This is a genomic window from Prosthecobacter sp., from assembly GCF_029946185.1.
GTDB lineage: Bacteria > Verrucomicrobiota > Verrucomicrobiia > Verrucomicrobiales > Verrucomicrobiaceae > Prosthecobacter.
In genome coordinates this window covers 1-4559 of record NZ_JAQSEA010000259.1, presented here as the reverse complement: position 1 = coordinate 4559, position 4559 = coordinate 1, and the positions used below count along the sequence as shown (strand labels likewise).

The following is a 4559-nucleotide window of genomic DNA, read 5'->3' as shown; positions in this document are numbered from 1 at the left end:
TGCGGTGATGGCGGCACGGATTCCAGCACGAAGTCCGATTCTTCCGCCAATGCCTGTCGCCAGACGGGAATCCACCAAGGCACCTGGTATGAGGATTGGAGCAAGAATCCCCGAGGCCAGAGCCAGGGCAAGCATCACCAATATTTGAATGCGAGAATCTGGGACGCCAAATACACCGTGGTCAATCATTCCACGGAACAAAAAGACCGAGCATCCCAAAGCCAACCCCACAACGTTCGCACGCAGTCGTGTCCTGTCTGTGAATACCAATTCGATTTTGTCTGTCACGGGAGGAGGAATATCACAGGCGGGAGGAATGAACAAGTGGCAGATTTTTAGCCATGCCATTCACTATCCTGCGGGAATTTTCCCTGCTGAAGGCGGCAAAAAGTTTTCTTGGGCTGGGAAGCACTGAAAACGCGGGGCTTTGATGCGCTGATATACTTTGAGAGCCTCAATAGCGCTCAGTTGAATAAAGTGAAGGCCGCTGTCGGTTCTCATGGTATCAATATCCGCATCGGTACGGGTGGAATCAGCAAGGGGGCACCTTCGTTCAAGAATACCTTTGGCACATCTAGTTTTGCAGTTTACCTCATGAGCGCTTCGTAGCCCGAGACCACATCGAAGAGTTCCTCGTCAATCGAGATCTGGCGCAGGCGGTGGAACGAGCCGTGGAGGTGATTCAATAGCTCAGTGATATTCTTTTCCGCGCGTTGCATGGCGGCTAGACGGCTGGCATTTTCGCTGGCGAGGGATTCGGCGCAGGCGCGGAAGAGGGAGATGAACAAATACTCGCGGATCAACGCGCGGAGCGTGGCGGGGAGGTCGTTGAGGACTTCGGGGATGATCTTTGTGGGCCACGGGATCTTTGTCAGGCTGTGCTGCCAAATCTCGTCGAGTGGCAAGAGGCGTTGACTCACGGGCTCGTAGAGTGAGCCGGTTTGCGGTCGATTGTGGAAGACATAGACCTGCTGGTAGTCGCCTTTCACGCGATGAGATTCGCTTTGGATCTGGATCTGCGCAACGAGCGAGGTGATGGCTTTGACGGAGTTCGGCACGATGAATTTTCCGGCCATGGACAGACCTGCATCGCCTAGGCGGGCGTGAACGCGCTCACCGACGGCCCAGACTTGCGGCTTGCCGGGCAATGTGGCGAGCGTCTTGATCGCGTAGTCGGCGATGATGTCGTTGAACTGACCGACGAGTCCTTGATCGGAGCCGAAGACGATGGCTCCGATGGTTTTGCTTTCGCGGGGGTGATCGTGGTTTGTATTCGGATGGCTCCGAATGCAGACACTGAGGCCAAGTTCAACCGTGCGATAGTAGTCGGCGAGCGAGCGCACGGACTGCTCGTATTGACCGATGCTTGAGGCCGCCAGAGCCTTCATGGTGCGCACCACCGATTCCAGTTCACCCGCGCTCTGGATTTGCCGGCTCAGACTGGCAATGGTGTTGCTCATTTGGCTTCCGTGGTTTTTGGGACAAACGCAAGCAGCGCCTGACGTGCGATGTCGGTGATCGTCTTGCGGTCCTCGTCGCTGAGTTTGGCCGCTGTCTCGAAGCGGGCGCAGACTTCTGCGGGAATGTCGGCTGCGGCGAGTTGGACGGCGTTCTCGGCTTCGGTCATTTTTTCGAGTGGCACGGGATCGAAGAGATTTGCCGTGAGTGCAAGCAAGACGCTGATCTGCGCGGGCACTGCGACGGGTGAGAACTCTGGCTGCTTCAAACACGCGCGGATGCGCCTTCCGTGCTCGATGGTTTTGCGTGTGTCTGCATCGAGCCTGGCACCGAAGCGCGCGAAGGTTTCGAGTTCCTCAAACTGAGCGTAGGCAAGTTTCAAATCGCCTGCCACTGCGCGGTAGGTGGACCGTTGCGCCTTGCCGCCCACACGTGACACGGACTTGCCGACATCGACCGCTGGCAGCACGCCGAGTTCGAACAACGATGGCGAGAGGTAGATCTGCCCGTCGGTGATGGAGATGAGATTCGTCGGGATGTAAGCGGATATGTTTTGCGCTTCGGTCTCGATGATCGGCAACGCGGTGAGCGAGCCTCCGCCGCGCTCTTCACTGAGATGCGTGGATCGTTCAAGCAGGCGCGAGTGGATGTAAAAGATGTCACCAGGAAAGGCCTCGCGTCCCGGTGGTCGGCGCAGCAGCAGGGACAATTCACGATAGGCGCGCGCGTGCTGCGTGAGGTCATCATAGACGATCAAGACATCGCGCCCTTGCTCCATGAAGTGCTCGGCAATGCTGGTCGCGGCATACGGCGCGATGAAGGCGAGTCCGGGCGGATCGTTGCCTTCGGTGACGACGACGATGGTGTATTCCATCGCGCCTTTTTCGCGCAAAGTCGCAACGCCTTTCGCGACAGCGGACGCGCGCTGCCCGATGGCGCAATAGATGCACAGCACGTCCTTGCCGCGTTGATTGAGGATGGTGTCGAGCGCGATGGCGGTCTTGCCGGTTTGCCGATCACCGACAATCAGTTCGCGTTGACCACGTCCGATGGGAATGAGCGCATCGACGACTTTAAGCCCGGTTTGCAACGGCACGGTGACCGGCGCGCGATCCATGATGGCCACGGCTGGGCGTTCGATGGGAAGGCGTTCGCTCGCGGCGATGGGACCGTTGCCATCAATGGGACGACCGAGCGGATCAATGACGCGTCCGATCAAGGCATCGCCCACCGCGACATCCATGACACGGCCTGTGCGCTCGACTTCATCGCCTGCTTGAAGCTCTGCGTAGTCGCCAAGGAGCACGACGCCGATTTGATCTTCATCGACGTTGAACGCGATGCCACGCACGCCGCCGGGAAACTTCAGCAGTTCCTCAAAGCCCACACCAGGCAGGCCAGAGACCATGGCGATGCCGGTGGAGACGTTGGTGATGGTGCCCGTCTCTTGCAACGATAGCTGCGGCGTGAAGTCTGCACGCGCTTGTCCCAGGGTCGTAAAGAGACGATCAAACGTCGATGCCAGAGTGTCGGGCGCAGCGTTCATGAGCTTGCAGCAACAGGGTTGTCCTTTGGCTTCGCTGGCCCGTTCAGCACTTCACCGACGCCCCGCTCCAACGACTTCAAATAGTCACCGATGCTCCACGCCACCTTCTGTCCATTGGCAGTGAGTTCGATGCCGCTGACCAAGTTTGGTGCGGTTTCAAATGTTAGCCGCGCGTCAATGGAAAACGTCTCATTGATGGCGTTCCGAATGAGTGCGCGCTGAGCTTCCGGCAACTCGAAGGCAGTGCGCACGACGGCTGGTTCCGTGGCCTGCTTCAGTGCCGCCCCCAGCCTGCCTTTTGCCTCGTCGTCCAAGGATCGCAGACGACTCATGAATACTTCGCTGATGCGTTCTTCCAGATTCGCTCCTGCGAGATCGTTGAGTGTTTTTCGCGCGATGGCGAACACTTCTGTCTGCGCGCGTTGGGCGACGGCTTCGCTCAGGTTTTGTGCATCATTGCGCAACGACTCCTCGCGTTTGGCTGTCACCGCATCAGCGGCTTTGCGTGCTTCTTCGATCAAGCGCTGACGCTCTGTCTTCGCCTCGTCGGCTACCTTGGTCAGCATGTCGGCGCGTTGCTTGTCGAAGTCCGCGTTCTTGTTCTGGAACTCCTCGCGCTCCTTGCTGGCCGTTGCCTCCTTTGCCTCGGCATCGGCGATTTGCGCAGCGATGCGTTTCTCCCGCGCGTCGATGGCCTTGAGCACAGGTTGATAAAGATAGCGCTTCATCAGCCAGACCAGAATGAGGAAGTTCAGCGTTTGCGCGCCGACAGTGAACCAGTCGATGAGCATGGCGTTACTTGGCGATGGTTTGCGTGATGAAGTGGTTCCAGAACGGGTTCGCGAAGATCAGAATCATCGACACGACGAAGCAATAGATCGCGGTGGATTCGATCATGGCGAGACCGACGAACAAGGTGCGCGTGATGGTGGCGGAGGCGTCGGGTTGTTGCGCCAGCGATGTGAGCGCGGTGGCGACGGCTTTGCCTTCCGCGAAGGCTGGCCCCATGCAGCCGAAGCTGGTGGTGATGCCCGCTGTGATGATGGAAGCGATGGCTACAAGTGTGGTGTCGTCCATGGTGTGTGTGGTGGTTAAATGTTGGCTGACGGTTGCGGCTCGCGTGTGCGAATGGCGGCGGCAATGTAAACTGCCGCAAGGATGCTGAAGATGTAAGCCTGCACCATGCCTGTGAGCAGTCCGAGCACGGTCATCAGGATGGGGAAGAGGAAGGGCGTGATCGTCAGCAGGATTGCGATGATCATCGCGCCGCTCATCATGTTGCCAAACAAGCGCACAGCGAGTGCCAGCGTGCGTGAGACTTCGCTGATGAGATTGAACGGCAGCATGATGATCGTCGGCTCCAAATAGGATTTGAGGTATCCGCCCATGCCCTGATCCGCGATGCCAAACATGGGCACTGCGATGAGGACGCACAGCGCAAGGGCTGCCGTGGTGGAGAGCGATCCCGTGGGAGGTTCGTAGCCGGGGATGATCGTGCAAAGTGCTGCCGTCGCGACGAACAAGAACAACGTGCCGAGAAAGCCGATGTATTTCT

General features: G+C 58.3%; 6 protein-coding genes. All 6 read right to left on the bottom strand.

Annotated elements, in window-relative coordinates:
- On the bottom strand, window positions 1-288 hold a 288-nt coding region (locus tag PSV43_RS21410; RefSeq protein WP_300202480.1), incomplete at its 3' end, for a hypothetical protein.
- Window positions 289-587: 299 nt separating this feature from the next.
- Entirely contained in the window at window positions 588-1460 is an 873-nt protein-coding gene (locus PSV43_RS21405; RefSeq protein ID WP_300202477.1) for a F0F1 ATP synthase subunit gamma, read from the bottom strand.
- Window positions 1457-3004 (bottom strand): alternate F1F0 ATPase, F1 subunit alpha, encoded by a 1548-nt coding sequence (locus tag PSV43_RS21400; protein WP_300202474.1) that lies wholly within the window; start codon window positions 3002-3004, stop codon window positions 1457-1459. The genes PSV43_RS21405 and PSV43_RS21400 overlap by 4 nt, the downstream gene beginning before the upstream one ends.
- Window positions 3001-3795 carry a hypothetical protein gene (locus PSV43_RS21395; RefSeq protein ID WP_300202472.1) on the bottom strand — a complete coding sequence of 265 codons (795 nt, stop codon included), beginning with the start codon at window positions 3793-3795 and terminating at the stop codon, window positions 3001-3003. The genes PSV43_RS21400 and PSV43_RS21395 overlap by 4 nt, the downstream gene beginning before the upstream one ends.
- Before the next feature lie 4 nt (window positions 3796-3799).
- A complete protein-coding gene (locus PSV43_RS21390) occupies window positions 3800-4081 on the bottom strand; it encodes a F0F1 ATP synthase subunit C (protein WP_300202469.1) in 282 nt (93 codons plus the stop codon).
- A 14-nt stretch (window positions 4082-4095) separates the two neighbouring features.
- A partial coding sequence (locus PSV43_RS21385) for a F0F1 ATP synthase subunit A (protein WP_300202466.1) occupies window positions 4096-4559 on the bottom strand: 464 nt, incomplete at its 5' end.